Origin of the sequence: Paenibacillus artemisiicola (genome assembly GCF_017652985.1) — a bacterium.
GTDB classification, from domain to species: domain Bacteria; phylum Bacillota; class Bacilli; order Paenibacillales; family Paenibacillaceae; genus Paenibacillus_Z; species Paenibacillus_Z artemisiicola.
On the sequence record NZ_JAGGDJ010000003.1, the window covers coordinates 128387 to 143997 of the forward strand.

At 60.8% G+C, this 15611-nt stretch carries 14 protein-coding genes and 1 other RNA gene; 14 read left to right on the plus strand and 1 reads right to left on the minus strand.

Translation table 11 applies throughout. From position 1 onward, the window contains the following. The first annotated feature begins 8 nt into the window (after positions 1–8). From cdd to rnpB, 14 genes are all read left to right on the plus strand, one after another. A complete protein-coding gene (gene cdd, locus I8J29_RS06450; RefSeq protein ID WP_208846855.1) occupies positions 9–446 on the plus strand; it encodes a cytidine deaminase in 438 nt (145 codons plus the stop codon). A 38-nt stretch (positions 447–484) separates the two neighbouring features. Further along, a complete protein-coding gene (era, locus tag I8J29_RS06455) occupies positions 485–1411 on the plus strand; it encodes a GTPase Era (RefSeq protein ID WP_208846856.1) in 927 nt (308 codons plus the stop codon). 118 nt (positions 1412–1529) lie between these two features. Then, positions 1530–1679: a YqzL family protein gene (locus tag I8J29_RS06460; protein WP_090638456.1), complete on the plus strand. Its 150-nt coding sequence runs from the start codon at positions 1530–1532 to the stop codon at positions 1677–1679. Between the two features lie 31 nt (positions 1680–1710). Next, positions 1711–2457, plus strand: a complete 747-nt coding sequence (gene recO / locus I8J29_RS06465; RefSeq protein WP_208846857.1) for a DNA repair protein RecO — start codon at positions 1711–1713, stop codon at positions 2455–2457. Positions 2458–2789: 332 nt separating this feature from the next. After that, on the plus strand, positions 2790–3677 hold the full coding sequence (gene glyQ / locus I8J29_RS06470; protein ID WP_208846858.1) for a glycine--tRNA ligase subunit alpha: 888 nt from the start codon (positions 2790–2792) through the stop codon (positions 3675–3677). After that, positions 3670–5751: a glycine--tRNA ligase subunit beta gene (gene glyS, locus I8J29_RS06475; protein WP_208846859.1), complete on the plus strand. Its 2082-nt coding sequence runs from the start codon at positions 3670–3672 to the stop codon at positions 5749–5751. The genes glyQ and glyS overlap by 8 nt, the downstream gene beginning before the upstream one ends. Before the next feature lie 131 nt (positions 5752–5882). Next, positions 5883–6701: a pyruvate, water dikinase regulatory protein gene (locus I8J29_RS06480; RefSeq protein WP_208846860.1), complete on the plus strand. Its 819-nt coding sequence runs from the start codon at positions 5883–5885 to the stop codon at positions 6699–6701. Between the two features lie 80 nt (positions 6702–6781). Further along, on the plus strand, positions 6782–7249 hold the full coding sequence (locus tag I8J29_RS06485) for a YaiI/YqxD family protein (RefSeq protein WP_208846861.1): 468 nt from the start codon (positions 6782–6784) through the stop codon (positions 7247–7249). Positions 7250–7290: 41 nt separating this feature from the next. Beyond that, positions 7291–9138 (plus strand): DNA primase, encoded by a 1848-nt coding sequence (gene dnaG, locus I8J29_RS06490; protein WP_208846862.1) that lies wholly within the window; start codon positions 7291–7293, stop codon positions 9136–9138. A 33-nt stretch (positions 9139–9171) separates the two neighbouring features. Beyond that, positions 9172–10299 carry an RNA polymerase sigma factor RpoD gene (rpoD, locus tag I8J29_RS06495; protein ID WP_208846863.1) on the plus strand — a complete coding sequence of 376 codons (1128 nt, stop codon included), beginning with the start codon at positions 9172–9174 and terminating at the stop codon, positions 10297–10299. Between the two features lie 115 nt (positions 10300–10414). Continuing rightward, positions 10415–11242, plus strand: a complete 828-nt coding sequence (locus I8J29_RS06500; RefSeq protein ID WP_208846864.1) for a hypothetical protein — start codon at positions 10415–10417, stop codon at positions 11240–11242. Position 11243: 1 nt separating this feature from the next. Continuing rightward, on the plus strand, positions 11244–12035 hold the full coding sequence (locus I8J29_RS06505; RefSeq protein ID WP_208846865.1) for a tRNA (adenine(22)-N(1))-methyltransferase: 792 nt from the start codon (positions 11244–11246) through the stop codon (positions 12033–12035). After that, complete coding sequence (locus I8J29_RS06510; protein WP_208846866.1) at positions 11999–13120, plus strand: Nif3-like dinuclear metal center hexameric protein; 1122 nt, start codon at positions 11999–12001, stop codon at positions 13118–13120. The genes I8J29_RS06505 and I8J29_RS06510 overlap by 37 nt, the downstream gene beginning before the upstream one ends. 119 nt (positions 13121–13239) lie before the next feature. Then, an RNA gene (gene rnpB, locus I8J29_RS06515) (RNase P RNA component class A) lies at positions 13240–13648 on the plus strand. A 79-nt stretch (positions 13649–13727) separates the two neighbouring features. Here the strand turns inward: rnpB and I8J29_RS06520 are convergent. After that, entirely contained in the window at positions 13728–15602 is a 1875-nt protein-coding gene (locus tag I8J29_RS06520) for a S8 family peptidase (RefSeq protein ID WP_208846867.1), read from the minus strand. Positions 15603–15611 lie beyond the last annotated feature (9 nt).

Here is a 15611-nt window from a genome sequence, read left to right on the forward strand (position 1 = left end):
GGACCGCCATGTCCGAAACCACCAAACAACCGCTGCCGGAGCCATACCGGCAGCTGATGGAGCAAGCGATCGAAGCGAAGGGGAAGGCATACGTGCCGTATTCGCATTTTCAAGTCGGAGCGGCGCTGCTCGATGCGGAGGGCGCCGTCCATCTCGGCTGCAACGTCGAGAACGCGGCGTACAGCCCGACGAACTGCGCCGAACGGACCGCGCTCTTCCGGGCGATCGCCGACGGCCGCGCGGCGAAGAGCTTCAAGGCGATCGCCGTCGTCGGCGACACCGATTTGCCGATCACGCCTTGCGGCGTTTGCCGCCAGGTGCTCGTGGAGCTATGCGCGCCCGACATGCCCGTCGTCATGGGCAATACGAAGGGCGACTGGAACATAATGACCGTGGAAGAGCTGCTGCCCGGCGCGTTCTCGTCGAAGCAGCTGGAAGAAGTTTAACGATAGCGTAATGCCTGGAAGGGGACATTAGACCACCTATGAATACGACTACGACCGGGTCCAAAGGATCCAAAGAAAAATACCGCTCCGGCTTCGTCGCGATCGTCGGACGGCCGAACGTCGGCAAGTCGACGCTGATCAACGAAGTCATCGGCCAGAAAATCGCGATCATGTCGGACAAGCCGCAGACGACGCGCAACAAAATCCACGGCGTGTACACGACGGACCGTTCGCAGATCGTGTTCCTCGATACGCCGGGCATCCACAAGCCGACCTCGAAGCTGGGCGATTTCATGGTGAAGTCGGCCATCGGCACGCTCGGGGAAGTGGATGCGGCGCTCTTCCTGATCGACGTCTCCGAAGGACTGGGCGGCGGCGACCGCTTCATCATCGAAGCGCTGAAGAAGGTCAACACGCCGGTGTTCCTCGTCATGAACAAAATCGACAAGATCGAGCCGGACGCGCTGCTGCCGCTCATCGTCCAATATAAAGAGCTGTACGATTTCGCCGAGGTCATTCCGATCTCCGCGCTGCAGGGCAACAACGTCAACACGCTGCTGAAGGTGCTCGGCGATTATTTGCCGGAAGGCCCGCAATATTACCCGGCGGATCAGGTGACGGACCACCCGGAGCAGTTCGTCTGCGCCGAGCTCGTCCGCGAGAAGATTCTGCATCTCACCCGGGAAGAAGTGCCGCATTCCATCGCCGTCGCCATCGAAGACATGCGCGTGCAGGACAACGGCGTCGTCTACATCGGCGCGGTGATCTTCGTCGAGCGCGATTCGCAAAAGGGCATCGTCATCGGCAAGCAGGGCGCCTTGCTGAAGCAGGTCGGCAAGGAAGCGCGGCGCGACATCGAGACGCTGCTCGGCTCCCGCGTGTTTCTGGAGCTGTGGGTCAAGGTGAAGAAAGATTGGCGCAACCAGGACCGGGTTCTGAAGGACCTCGGCTTCCGCAACGATTGACGCGATGGACGCCGGCCGCGCTGCCGGATAAGCAATAATTTGGCTGGGATAAGGGCTCTTCGATCATCGCATCCTAATCCGTGAGCAACATTTCTGAGCGCGGAAAGGATGAATACGAATGCGAACTTTTTCGTGGAAGTATTTTACGCTGACCGGGGATGTGGAAGCTTTCTTGCTGTACCGGGAGATGGAGCGCCACGCGCCTGCAGAGTCCGTTTCCGACGATGAGGAAGGGGAGCCCGCGGCCGAAAGCGACGGCGCCACTTAGCCGTACACGGAGTTTGTTGGGGGAGAGGCTCATGCAGTACCGGGTCGAAGGGATCGTCATCCGAAGCACCGATTACGGGGAAGGCAACAAAATCGTCACGCTGCTGACGAACACGAACGGCAAAGCCGGCGTCGTCGTCCGCGGCGCGAAGAAACTGAAAAGCCGCCACGGCTCCCTTTCGCAGCTGTTCACGCACGGGGAGTATCTATTTTTTCGCAGCAGCGGCCTGGGAACGTTGACGCATGGTGAGATTATCGAATCTCACCATGTTTTGCGTGAGCAGCTGGATTTGGCGGCCTATGCCTCCTACGCGGCGGAGCTGGTAGACCGCGCGCTGCAGGAGGAAGACGCCGGCGCGTTCATGTTCGAGCAGCTGAAAGCCTGCCTCGGCTCGCTCGCCGAAGGCAAGGATCCGCTGGTGACCACGCAGCTGTTCGAGATGAAAATTTTGCAGGCGGCCGGGTACGGGCCGGATTTCTCCGCCTGCGCGTCGTGCGGCAACGCGGCGGGGCCGATGGCGCTGACCGCGAGAAGCGGCGGCATTCTGTGCGGCCGCTGCGCCTACAAGGACCCGCAGGCGCTGCCGCTTAGCGAAAGCGCGCTCAAGCTGCTGCGCGTCTACCAGGGCATGGATCTTCGGCGGCTCGGCAACGTGCAGCTCAAGGACGAGACGAAGCAGGAGCTGAAGAAGGCGATGCGGCTTCTGATGGATACGCATATCGGCCTTCCGCTGAAGTCGCGCGCGTTTCTGGACCAAATGGATAAGTATTCGATTTGAACGGCTTTTTGGCTGCGATTGACACGGTGACCTGGAATTGATAAGATAGGTTATTATGTGTACAAACGATGATGGAGAAAGTAGTCGGTATGCCGTCCGATCGAAGCGAGCCGGGGACAGTGGAAGCCCGGACGGACCTGCGCGGCGAAGGGCGCTCCGGAGTTTACCGTATCGAAAAGCGGGCTGTCGCCGCCGTCGCAAGGACGCGCGGACGGAGAGCCAAGTAGGGTGGAACCGCGGAAGCGCAAGCTTTCGTCCCTACGTCTGTAGCTCAGACGTAGAGACGGAAGCTTTTTTTGACGTTCACTATGAATGAAGGAGAGAAGAAGCGCATGAATTTTCAGACCATGATTTTGACGCTGCAGCAGTTCTGGGCGGAACAAAATTGCATTCTTGTCCAGCCGTACGATACGGAGAAAGGCGCCGGCACCATGAATCCGATGACGTTCCTGCGTTCCATCGGCCCCGAGCCGTGGAACGTCGCGTACGTCGAGCCTTCCCGCCGTCCGGCGGACGGCCGCTACGGGGAGAATCCGAACCGGCTGTACCAGCATCATCAGTTTCAGGTCATTCTGAAGCCGTCGCCGGACAACATCCAGGAGCTGTACTTGGAAAGCCTGAAGCGGCTCGGCGTCGATCCGCTGCATCACGACATCCGGTTCGTGGAAGACAACTGGGAATCGCCGACGCTCGGCGCCTGGGGACTGGGCTGGGAAGTGTGGCTGAACGGCATGGAAATCACGCAGTTTACGTACTTTCAGCAGGTCGGCGGCATCGATGCGAATCCCGTGGCCGTAGAAATCACGTACGGCATGGAACGTCTTGCCTCCTACATTCAGGAGAAGGAAAACGTGTTCGATCTGGAATGGGTGGACGGCGTAACGTATGGCGACGTTTTCCTGCAGCCGGAATACGAGCATTCGAAATACACGTTCGAAACGTCGGACACGGCGATGCTGTTCTCGCTGTTCAACATGTACGAGGAAGAAGCGAAGAAAACGATGGAGCATAAGCTCGTCTTCCCGGCCTACGACTACGTGCTGAAATGTTCGCACACGTTCAACTTGCTGGATGCGCGCGGCGCGATCAGCGTCACGGAGCGGACGGGCTACATCATGCGCGTTCGCAACCTGGCGCGCGCGTGCGCGGCGACGTATTTGGAAGAGCGCGAGCGTCTCGGCTTCCCGATGCTCAAGAAAGGAGCGAACGACAATGGCTAAGGATTTGCTGCTGGAAATCGGACTCGAAGAGGTGCCGGCCCGCTTCGTGCGCGGCGCCATGAACCAATTGAAAGAAAAGACCGCCAAATGGCTGGAATCGAGCCGCATCGCGCACGGCGAAATCGAAGCGTACGGCACGCCGCGCCGCATCGCGGTGCTCGTTCGCGCCGTCGAGGAGAAGCAGGCCGACGTCCATGAGGAAGTGAAGGGGCCGTCCCGCAAAATCGCGGGAGGCGAGAACGGCGAATGGAGCAAGGCCGCGCTCGGCTTCGCCCGCAGCCAGGGCGTCGATCCGAAGGACTTCTTCTTCAAGGAAGTCGGCGGGGTCGAATACGTCTACGCGAACAAGAGCAGCATCGGCACGGCGACGGCCGACGTGCTGCCGGAAGGGCTGACGTCGCTGATCACGTCGATGTCCTTCCCGAAAAACATGCGCTGGGGCAGCTACGACTTGCGCTTCGTGCGCCCGATCAAATGGCTGGTCGCCTTGTTCGGCGACGAAGTCGTGCCGCTCGAAATCACGGCGGTGCGCAGCGGCCGAACGACGCGCGGCCATCGCTTCCTCGGCGCGGAAACCGATATTCCGTCCCCGGCCGACTACGTCGCGCGCTTGAAGGAGCAGCACGTCATCGCCGACGCGGCCGAGCGCGAAGCGCTGATCGTGGCGCAGATCGACGCGCTGTCGGCCGAGAAGGGCTGGCATATCGCCGTCAAGGAAGATCTGTTGGAAGAAGTCGTCTTCCTCGTCGAGTACCCGAACGCGCTGTTCGGCTCGTTCGACGAATCGTTCCTGAACATTCCGCAGGACGTGCTCATCACGTCGATGCGCGAGCATCAGCGGTATTTTCCGGTACTGGACGGCAACGGAAAGCTGCTGCCTTACTTCGTGACGGTGCGCAACGGCGACCGGACGTCCATCGAGAACGTGGCGAAAGGCAACGAGAAGGTGCTGCGCGCGCGGCTGTCCGATGCGAAGTTCTTCTACGCCGAGGATCAGAAGCTCGCCATCGGCGACGCGCTGGCCAAGCTGGAGACGATCGTCTATCACGAGGAGCTCGGCACGGTTGCCGACAAGGTCCGCCGAATCGTGGAGACGACGGGCAAGCTGGCGGCCGCGCTTGCGCTGGGCGCGCAGGACGCGGCCGATGCCGCGCGCGCGGCGGCGATCTGCAAGTTCGACCTCGTGACGCAAATGGTGTATGAGTTCCCCGAGCTGCAGGGCATCATGGGAGAGGACTACGCGCGCAAAGCCGGCGAGCGGGAAGCCGTGGCGCGGGCGATCAACGAGCATTACCAGCCGCGCTTCGCCGGAGACCGGGCGCCGGCTTCCGTCGCGGGAGCCATCGTCAGCCTCGCGGACAAAATCGACACGATCGTCGGCTGCTTCTCCATCGGCATCATTCCGACGGGCTCCCAGGATCCGTACGCGCTTCGCCGCCAAGCGGCGGGCATCGTGCAGATCGTCTTGTCGCACGGCTTGAAGCTGCCGCTCGGCACGCTGTTCGACCTGTCGCTCGAGGTGCACGCCGCCCGCGGCATGAAGCGCGACGCCGCCGACGTGCGCAAGGACCTCTACGAATTCTTCGCCCTGCGCGTGAAGAACGTGCTCACGGAGCAGAGCGTGCGCTACGACGTCATCGACGCCGTCATGGCCGTCGGTTACAACGACCTGCGCCAGACGGTCGATCGCGCCGCTGCGCTGACGGCTGCCGCGGCCGGCGAGCGCCGCGAGGAATTCAAAACCGTCGTGGACGCGCTGAACCGCGTCTGCAACCTGGCGGCGAAAGCTACGTCCGGCGACGTCAAGCCGGCCTTGTTCGCGGAAGCGGTGGAAGGCGAGCTGTACGGCGCCTGGACGTCGGTGCGCGACGAGATCGCGTCACTCGTCTCGCAAGGCGAAGCCGACGCCGCGATCGTGAAGCTGTCCGCCTTGAAGGACCCGATCAATGCGTACTTCGACCGCGTCATGGTCATGGCCGAGGACGAAGCGGTACGGGCGAACCGCCTGGCGACGCTGGCTTCGATCGCGGGCAGCGTCACCCAAGTGGCGGATTTTTCGAAACTGGTATGGTAAGGGTTCGCGGAGCGAACCGCAGCTTTATATAGGGAAGCAAACGCGCCTTCGAACAAAGCCGAAAGCAAAGCGCAACTTTAGGCGCGGAACCGCGTATTAGTAACCCGACTATCTTTGGAGAGGGGATTGAAATGGCAGCCGATACACAGCCTGAAGTGATCATTTACGTCGTTTCCGATTCCGCCGGCGATACCGGCGAGCTTGTCGTCAGGGCTGCGGTAGCCCAATTTCATCCCATTCATACGGAAATCCGCCGGGTTCCGTTCGTGCACGACGAAGCCTCGCTCGAGCGTTACGTCGCGCAGGCGAAGCAGCACGGCGCGATCATGCTGTACACCCTCGTGCTTCCGGGCTTGCGGGAAGCGATGCTCCGGCTGGCGGAGAAGCACGGCGTGACGGCCATCGACCTGCTGGGCTCGCTCATCCAAAGCCTGGAGCAGAAGACGGACCGCAAGGCGCGCCAGGAGCCGGGACTGAACCACGTGCTGGACGAGAACTATTTCCGCAAGGTCGATGCCGTCGAGTTCGCCGTCAAGTACGACGACATGCGCGACACGACGGGCATTCTGAAAGCGGACATCGTGCTCGTCGGAGTGTCGCGGACGTCCAAGACGCCGTTGTCGATGTACTTGGCGCACAAGCAGTTCAAGGTCGCGAACGTGCCGCTTATTCCGGAAGTCGGACCGCCGCCGGAGCTGTTCCAAATTCCCAAGGAGAAGGTCGTCGGCCTCACCATCGACGTGCATTATCTGAACGGGATCCGCAAGGAACGGCTCAAGGCGCTCGGCCTGCCGGACAGCGCGTCGTACGCGAAGGCGGACCGAATCGAGTTCGAGCTGCAGTATGCCGCCTCGGTCATGGAGAAAATCGGTTGTCTCGTCATCGACGTGTCCCACAAGGCGGTCGAAGAGACGGCCAGCCTGATCCTCGAGCACATCGAATCCGTTTGAGCGCGGGAAAGCAGGATTTTTTGGTTATTTGCCGTATATAATAGTACGGAAGTTACACATGAAGATACGGTGGTGCTAAGTTGACGGCGGAGCCAACGATCGTAGTCGATGCCGATGCGTGTCCGGTGAAGCGGGAAATTGTCGAAGCGGCCCGGGCGCGCGGCGTGGCGGTGCTGATGGTCGCTTCGCACGACCACCGGCTTCAGCAGGAGGCCGGGGTCGAGATCATGCAGGTCGACCGCAGCGACCAGTCAGTGGATTTGTACATCGCGAACCGCGTGCGGCGCGGCGACATCGTCGTGACGCAGGATTTCGGGCTGGCCACGATCGCGCTTGCCCGGGGCGCGATCGCCCTTTCCCCGCGGGGCGAGCGGTACGACGACCGCAACATCGATTATTTGATGGAACGCAGGCACGCGCTTGCCAAACGGCGGCGGGGAGGCGCAAGGACGAAAGGGCCGAAAGCGATGACGGACGAGGATCGGTACCGCTTTCAGCAAAAGCTGACAAAAGTTTTGGAATCTCGGCAGGAGAATGGTGAACCGTAGCGAATAGTATTACTTGTTATTCAGGATGAAGGTGAAAGAGTATGGCTTACGGGAAAATACCGGATTCCGTTATCGAAGCGGTGCTCAAGCACCACGATATCGTCGAAACGGTAGCGAAGTACGTTCACCTCTCGAAGCACGGGAAATACATGAAGGGGCTTTGCCCGTTCCATTCGGAGAAGACGCCGTCGTTCACGGTCACCCCCGAGAAAGGGATTTTCTACTGCTACGGCTGCGGCAAGGGCGGCAACGCGATTAAGTTCATCGAGGAAATCGAAGAATATTCGTTTCCCGAGGCCGTTCGCGTCATGGCGGAAGAAGCCGGAATCCCGATCGCGTGGGGCGGCGCGCCGGAAGGTCAGCGCGGCGACGAAGGGAACGGAGAACGCGACAAGCTGGTTCAAGCCCATGAGCTGGCGGTGAAATTGTATCATTATTTGCTTATGAACACGACGCACGGGCAACCGGCCTTGCAATACTTGCGTTCGCGCGGCGTCACCGACAAGCAGATCGATCAGTTTTCGATCGGCTACGCGCCGCCGGAATGGGATACGCTCGCGCGCTTTCTGGAGAAGCGGGAATTCGACCCGGCTTTGATGGAGAAGGGCGGGCTGCTCATCGGCAAGCAGGACAGGAGCGGATACATCGACCGTTTCCGGGACCGGATCATGTTTCCCATCTGGAATCGGGACGGCAAGCCGATCGCGCTTGCGGGACGGATGCTCGGCGAGGGTCAGCCGAAGTATTTGAATTCCCCCGAGACGATGCTCTTCAACAAGAGCCGGAATTTGTACAATTTTCATCATGCCAGGGCGGCGATGCGCAAGAACCGGCGCGTCGTTTTGTTTGAGGGGTACATGGACATCGTGAAGGCGTGGAGCGCCGGCGTTCAGAACGGCGTGGCTTCGATGGGGACGTCCCTGACGGAGGAGCATGCGGCGGTGCTGCAGCGCAACGCGGACGAAGCGGTGATCTGCTATGACGGAGACAATGCGGGACAAGCCGCGGCGCTGAAGTCGATTCCGATCCTGGAGAAGGCCGGACTGAAGGTGCAGGTGGCCATGCTGCCGAAGGGCATGGACCCGGACGAGTTCATCGAAGCGAACGGCGCGAACGCCTTCATGCGCGAAATTATCGAACATCCGGTGTCCGCCACAAAATTTAAATTATTATATGCAAAGAAAAACCATATACTCCTAGAAGAAGAGGGACAGAAAAATTACTTGCTTGAAGCCGTACGCATCATCGCCGTGCTGGATTCGCCGACAGAGCGGGAATTTTACCTGAAGGAGCTGTCCCGGGAGTTCGATATGTCCCTGGAATCGCTGAAGCAGGACTGTTTTAACGAACGGCAGCAGCTTCAAAAAATGAAACCGCAAAGGGATAATAACGACAATTCGTGGAATAATGGTAGGAATGAAAACCGTGAAAACCGCCGGAAGTCCTCGGCGCCGCCGGTGCTGCCCGCATACCAGGTAGCCGAGCGCAAGCTGCTTGCGCAAATGCTGCAAAGCGCGGATACGGCCGGCGCGGTGCATCGGAAGCTCGGGGAAGCGTTCCACGTGGAGGATCACGCAGCGCTTGCTGCTTATTTATATGCTTATTATGCGCAAGGCCATGATCCGGATGTTAGCCGGTTTATTGCATCGCTTCAGGATGACCGTCTGGAACGGACGGCCGCTTCGATCTTGATGATGGACGACGACATGCCCTTCGACGAGCAGCTGCTCGACGATTACGTCAACGAAATCGTCAAGGTGCCTAAACTACGGGAAGTCGAAGAGAAAAAAGAAGCCATGGTTCGGGCGGAGCGGTCCGGCGATATGCTGAAAGCGGCACAAATTGCAAGTGAGATTATAGCCCTAGAGAGACAGCTTAAAGGTCGGTAGGATGATCGTTTCTAGGGAGGAGGGAGTCGGAATATGGCGAATGATCAACATACTGAACTGGATACGGAACAAAAGCTGGAACTCGTCAAGGAACAGCTGATTGAACACGGGAAGAAGAGATCCTCCTTAACCTACAAAGAAATTATGGAGAAGCTCTCGCCGTTCGATCAGGATCCGGAACAAATCGACGAGTTTTTCGAGCAGCTTGACGATATCGGCATCGAAGTGGTGAACGAGAACGACGAAGATCTTCCGATCGGCGGCAGGGAAGATCAGGAACGGGATCAGGACGATTTCAACTTCGACGATGACTTGGCGCTCCCGCCCGGCATTAAAATAAACGATCCCGTCCGGATGTACTTGAAGGAAATCGGCCGCGTCCCGCTGCTGTCGGCGGACGACGAAGTCGAACTCGCCAAGCGCATCGAGCACGGCGACGAAGAAGCGAAGCGCAGACTGGCCGAAGCGAACCTCCGGCTCGTCGTCAGCATCGCCAAGCGCTACGTCGGACGCGGCATGCTGTTCTTGGATTTGATTCAAGAAGGCAACATGGGCTTGATCAAAGCCGTCGAGAAGTTCGACCATACGAAGGGGTACAAATTCAGCACGTACGCCACTTGGTGGATCAGACAAGCGATCACCCGCGCGATCGCGGACCAGGCGCGCACGATCCGGATTCCGGTTCATATGGTGGAAACGATCAACAAGCTCGTTCGCGTATCCCGTCAGCTGCTGCAAGAGCTGGGTCGCGAGCCGAGTCCGGAAGAAATCGCGGCCGAAATGGATCTGAGCACGGAGAAAGTCCGGGAAATCATGAAAATCGCGCAGGAGCCGGTGTCGCTCGAAACGCCGATCGGGGAAGAAGACGACTCGCACTTGGGGGATTTCATCGAGGACCAGGAGGCGCTCGCGCCGGCGGACGCCGCCGCGTACGAGCTGCTGAAGGAACAGCTGGAGGACGTGCTCGATACGCTCACGGAGCGCGAGGAGAACGTGCTGAGGCTTCGTTTCGGCCTGGACGACGGCCGTACACGGACGCTGGAGGAAGTGGGCAAAGTGTTCGGCGTCACGCGCGAACGGATTCGCCAGATCGAAGCGAAGGCGCTGCGCAAGCTGCGGCATCCGTCCCGCAGCAAACGGTTGAAAGATTTTCTCGAATAATCATTCCGGGACCTTACTGCTTCGTGCAGCAAGGTCTTTTTTGAAGAAACGGACGGGATCGCCGCTGCTTCGATGAAGGCCAACTTGACGTTAAGCGAGGGACGACAGGACTGCCATGGATCAGGAACGACGTAAAACGATTGTCAAAGAGATCGAGCATTGGCAGCGGACCAAATTGCTGCCCGAGCAGTATTGCGACTTTCTGCTTAATCTGTATCTGGAAGAAGGAGAGTCCCGGAAGCCGGCCTCGTTCGCGGGCAGAGCGGCGATCGTCGTCAAGGAAGCATCGGCGAAACAATGGCTGCTTACATTTGGAATATTTTCCTTGATTTGTTTTATTGTTCTTTATTTTAACGTTTTTCATCCGGTATTGCAAATAGCGGTCAGCTTGACGGGCGTTTATACCCTACTGCTTCTGGGTCAAAAGTACCGGAGGCGGAGCGAGTCCGCCGGCATGGGCCTAATCGGCGCCGGCATGCTGCTCATGCTAGGCGCTGGCCTGTACATGCTGCAGCTGCACGAACTGCAAGCTTGGGGCTGGAAAGCCGGGCTCCTGTCGGTCTGCGCGCTCGTCTGGGTCGCGTTCGGCATCGGCGCCCGCATCCCGCTGCTGCATCTGTGCGGCTGGCTGGCGTCCTTCCTCGTCTATGCCTGGCTGCTGGCCAACAAGACGGACGCGCCGGCGTGGTACGAGATCCAGCTGTACTGGGTGCCGCTGTCGTTCGTGTTCGGCTGGTTCAGCTGGTTCGTGCAGCGGTGGACGAAGCCGGCGGCCTCGATGCTGTTCGCGGCCGGCGCGCTCGCCTGGTTCATGCCGGAGCTGTACGCCGCGCTGTTCGCGGACGAGGCGGGCGGGATTCAGCTGCAGCTGATCGTTAAAATCATCGCGGGAGGGGCCTTGCTCTTCTCGCTTCGAAAACAATGGATTGCGTGGGTTGCCTAACATGATAAAGCTGTCGAAACGATTACAAACGATCGCGGACCGCGTGACCGCGGGCGCGCGCGCCGCCGATATCGGCTCCGACCACGCGCTGCTGCCGGTCTACCTGGTGCAAACCGGGAAATGCCCTTCGGCGATCGCGGGGGAACTGAACGACGGGCCGCTGCAGGCGGCGAAGCGCCAGATCGCCGAAGCCGGACTGGCGAAGGCCGTCGCGGCGCGAAAAGGGAACGGGCTGGCCGTTCTCGAGCCCGGCGAAGCCGATACCGTCACCATCGCGGGAATGGGCGGCAGCCTGATGGCGGAAATTTTGGAGACGGGCCGTCTAGCCGGCAAGCTGGAAGGCGTCCGCGAGCTGGTGCTGCAGCCGAACGTCGGCGAGGAGCTCGTCCGCCGGTGGCTCTTCGAGCATGGCTACGTGCTGCAGGGCGAGTGGCTGCTGGAAGAGGACGGGAAGCTGTACGAGGTGCTGCGCGCGCTTCGCGAAGCGGACAGCCCGACGGACGTCACGAACGCGGAGGTGTACGATCCCGCCTTCCTGCCGGCCGATATGGACGCGGAGCGAAAGCGCTGCTGGCTGTTCCGCATGGGCCCGTACCTGCTGCGCCAGCGGGCGGAGCTCCTGCCGGAGAAGTGGCGGCAGGAACACGGCAAGCTGAAGCGGATCCGCGCGCAGCTCGAGCAGTCCGAGCTCGCGGAATCGCGCGGCAAGGAAGCGCAGCTGCGCGAAGAAATGGAAGCGATCGAGGAGGTGCTGTCTTGTTTGCAAACGGTCAAACCGTCGTCCAGCTCGTAGAGCAGCTGGCGCCGAAGCATATCGCCATGGAGAACGACAAGATCGGCCTGCAGCTCGGCACGCTGCAGAAGGAAGTGACGAAGGTGCTCGTGGCGCTCGACGTTACGCCGGAGGTCGTCGACGAAGCGATCGCGGCCGGCGCCGAGCTGATCGTCGCGCACCACGCGATCATTTACCGGCCGCTGGCCAAGCTCGACACATCGACGCCCGCGGGCAAGCTGTACGAGAAGCTGATCAAGCATGATATCGCGGTCTATATCGCGCATACGAATTTGGACGTCGCGGACGGCGGCATCAACGATTGGATGGCCGACATGCTCGGCGTGCCCGCGGAGGGGCGCTCGGCGCTGGAGGACGTCCACACGGACAAGCTGTACAAGCTCGTCGTCTTCGTACCGGAGACGCATCACGAGCAGGTGCTGCAGGCGGTCTGGAACGCCGGCGCCGGCCAGATCGGCGGCTACAGCCACTGCAGCTTCAACATCGACGGCGTCGGCACGTTCAAGCCGGGCGAAGGCACGCAGCCGTTCATCGGCGAAGCCGGTCGGCTGGAGCGCGTCAAGGAGGTCCGGATCGAGACGATCGTGCCGCACAGCGCGCACCGCAAAGTCGTGCAGGCGATGCTGAAGGCGCATCCGTACGAAGAGGTCGCGTACGATCTCTACGCCGTTGAGCTGAAGGGCCGCGTCTTCGGGCTCGGGAGGGTCGGCAAGCTGCCGGAGCCGGTGAAGCTGGGCGAGCTCGCGGCGAAGGCGAAAGCCGCCTTCGAAGTGCCGATGCTGCGCCTCGTCGGCGATCCGGAGCGGCCGATCCGCAAGGTAGCGGTGCTGGGCGGCTCGGGCTCGCGTTATATCCGCCACGCGTCCTTCGCGGGCGCCGACGTGCTGGTCACCGGCGATGTCGATTACCATACCGCGCACGACGCGCTGGCGGCCGGGCTCGCGATCATCGATCCCGGCCACAACATCGAGAAGCTCATGAAGCCGCGCCTGGCAGACTGGCTCCGTCAGGAGCTGCAGCGGCGCGGCTACGCGACGGAAACGATGCCGTCGCAGATCGACACGGAGCCGTTCCGGTTCCTGTAGCACCGCCGCGGGAAGCCGCTACCAGCGTTGCCGGCGTTGCCCTGCGCAAGTAAAAGCGGCCAATGCGCGATTCCGCCTTGAGGTTTGGCCGCGTTCTTAGTATACTATTGAATACGCGGAAAGTTTGACAGACAATCGCTGGCGGCCTTGTTGCCGCGAGAGGAAAGTCCGGGCTCCGTAGGGCGAAGATGCTGGATAACGTCCAGTCGGCGCGAGCCGAAGGATAGTGCCACAGAAATGGACCGCCGATGGCTGCGATAACGACGCGGCACAGGCAAGGGTGGAACCGTGGTGTAAGAGACCACGAGGACCGTTGGCGACAACGGTGCTGGTAAACCCCATCTGGAGCAAGACCGAGAGAACGCGGCAGCCTCGCGCTGCAACCCTTGCCCGGGGAGCGTTCGGGTTGGTCGCTTGAGCCGGTCAGCAATGGCCGGCCTAGATAGATGATTGTCGCTTCATAAGTGGGAGGGTAGTTCCCGTTTGACCACGCGAAGCACAGAACCCGGCTTACGGCAAGCTTTCCATATGCTCAAATAACCCGCAAGGCATCATGCCTTGCGGGTTATTTCGCGTTGCCGGTCCGGCTGCTCTTCACGAAAGCGGATCAGCTGTATTTGCGGGCGATTTGGGCAAGCCGCCGCTCGACCTGCTGCGGGAACTGCTGCAGCGACGCGGTGGTCGATTGGCGCGCGGCCAGCAGCGCGCGGTCGACGTCGATTTGGCCATAGCCGAAGTATTTGTCTTTGCCCTTGCTGCCCAAATCCTTCGCGGATTTGCGAATGATGTCCATGACCTCGACGTTGGACAGATCCGGATTGATGGAACGGACCAGCCCCGCGAGCGCCGCGACGTGCGGACTGGCCATCGACGTGCCGGACAGGGCGGCGTATTGGCTGCCCGGATAGGTGCTCGCGATCGTCATGCCCGGCGCCGCGACGTCGACGTAGTCGCCGTAGTTGGAGAACGGCGAGCGCGTGCCGTCGGCGTTGGTGGACGCGACCGCGAGCACTTCCGGATAAGCCGCCGGATAGCCGGGCCGTTCGGTGTTGTCGTTGCCGCTCGCGGCGACGAGCACGACGTCCCGGTCATAGGCGTATTTGATCGCGTCGTGAAGGAACTGCGCTTCGGCATAGTTGCCGAGGCTCATGTTGATGACCTTGATGCCGTGGTCGGTTGCCCATATGATGCCCTCGGCGACAGAATAGGTCGAGCCGGCGCCGCTCGCGTCGAGCACCTTGACCGGCACGATCTTGTTGAACCAGGTCAGTCCCGCGACGCCTTCGCCGTTATTGACGGAGGCGGCGATAATGCCGGATACGTGCGTACCGTGGCCGACGTCGTCGTCCGGCGGCGCGGTCTGGTCGACCAGATTGGTGCCTTCGTCGATTTTGCCGATCAGGTCGGGATGATCGGCCTGAACGCCCGTGTCCAGCACGCCGATCCGCACTTGATCGTTGCCTTTGGATACCGTCCAGCCTTTCTCCGTCTCGATGACCGGCAAATTCCATTGGTACTGGGCGTACAAGGCGTCGTTCGGCACGATCGACGCGCCGTTGTCGGCATTCGCGCCGACGGACGGCACGTCGTTGGTCATGTACAGGTAATGGGGCTCGACGTAAGCGACATGCCAACTGCGCTTGAAATACCGCATCATGTCGTCGGCTTTCATGACGCGGGAACGGAAGACGTACGTGTAGCCCAGCTTTTTCACCGAAACGGCGGAGATGTCATGCTGAATCCGGGCCATCTCGTCGCCGGTCGGCTGCTGCCGGAAACGGACCACGACTTCATTGATGTGGTAATGGCTCGCGTTCCCGTTGTCTTCGCCGCTGTCGACCGTGATGTCCGTCGTGGAGTTCGGCTTCACCGATTCAATCTTATACTTGCCCTCGGCCGGGTAAGGGACGAGGCGCAGGTTCCGCCGCTGATGGCCTTCGACCTTCATGACGATATCCTGCAGCAGCACCCCGACGATGCCGTCCCCGCGATGCTTCCGGTCGGCTTCGCCGATCACCATGTACCGGTGCCCGTTCGCTTGGAGCGGCGAGGATGCGTAATCCTGGCCGGCCATGACGCGTTTCTTCGCTTGGCCGACCAGGCCGCCCAGCTGCGCGGAGGACGGTTGGGCGCCCAGCGCGACGCTGCCGCCCTGGTGATGCCACCAGACGTAGACCATCTGCTTGTGCATCTTCATCATATGCGCCAAGTGCTGCTTGTTCATCGGCATGGACGCTTCGTGCTTGATCAATTTCTGGAAATTGCGGGCGCATTCCGTCGTGCACAGCAGCGCGGTCGCGTCCATGTCCGACTTGACGGTCGCCAGCTTCATCTGGCGTTCCTTGTGCGCGGACAGCGTGCTGACCCCGGCCTTGTTCGACGGCGCCTTTACCGGTCCTCCGCCGAACCACGGCGTCAGCGGGATGAGGAACGCCAGCGCGGCAAGCACGGCGAACCAGCCGATCCATTTACGTCGAGTCATATCGTCTTA

Bases quoted from the DNA above. Each gene is read 5' to 3' on its own strand.
- recO (WP_208846857.1), top strand. From the start codon at position 1,711: ATGCAGTACCGGGTCGAAGGGATCGTCATCCGAAGCACCGATTACGGG.
- era (WP_208846856.1), top strand. From the start codon at position 485: ATGAATACGACTACGACCGGGTCCAAAGGATCCAAAGAAAAATACCGC.
- I8J29_RS06505 (WP_208846865.1), top strand. From the start codon at position 11,244: ATGATAAAGCTGTCGAAACGATTACAAACGATCGCGGACCGCGTGACC.
- I8J29_RS06520 (WP_208846867.1), bottom strand. From the start codon at position 15,602: ATGACTCGACGTAAATGGATCGGCTGGTTCGCCGTGCTTGCCGCGCTG.
- rpoD (WP_208846863.1), top strand. From the start codon at position 9,172: ATGGCGAATGATCAACATACTGAACTGGATACGGAACAAAAGCTGGAA.
- cdd (WP_208846855.1), top strand. From the start codon at position 9: ATGTCCGAAACCACCAAACAACCGCTGCCGGAGCCATACCGGCAGCTG.
- I8J29_RS06480 (WP_208846860.1), top strand. From the start codon at position 5,883: ATGGCAGCCGATACACAGCCTGAAGTGATCATTTACGTCGTTTCCGAT.
- I8J29_RS06460 (WP_090638456.1), top strand. From the start codon at position 1,530: ATGCGAACTTTTTCGTGGAAGTATTTTACGCTGACCGGGGATGTGGAA.
- I8J29_RS06500 (WP_208846864.1), top strand. From the start codon at position 10,415: ATGGATCAGGAACGACGTAAAACGATTGTCAAAGAGATCGAGCATTGG.
- glyS (WP_208846859.1), top strand. From the start codon at position 3,670: ATGGCTAAGGATTTGCTGCTGGAAATCGGACTCGAAGAGGTGCCGGCC.
- dnaG (WP_208846862.1), top strand. From the start codon at position 7,291: ATGGCTTACGGGAAAATACCGGATTCCGTTATCGAAGCGGTGCTCAAG.
- glyQ (WP_208846858.1), top strand. From the start codon at position 2,790: ATGAATTTTCAGACCATGATTTTGACGCTGCAGCAGTTCTGGGCGGAA.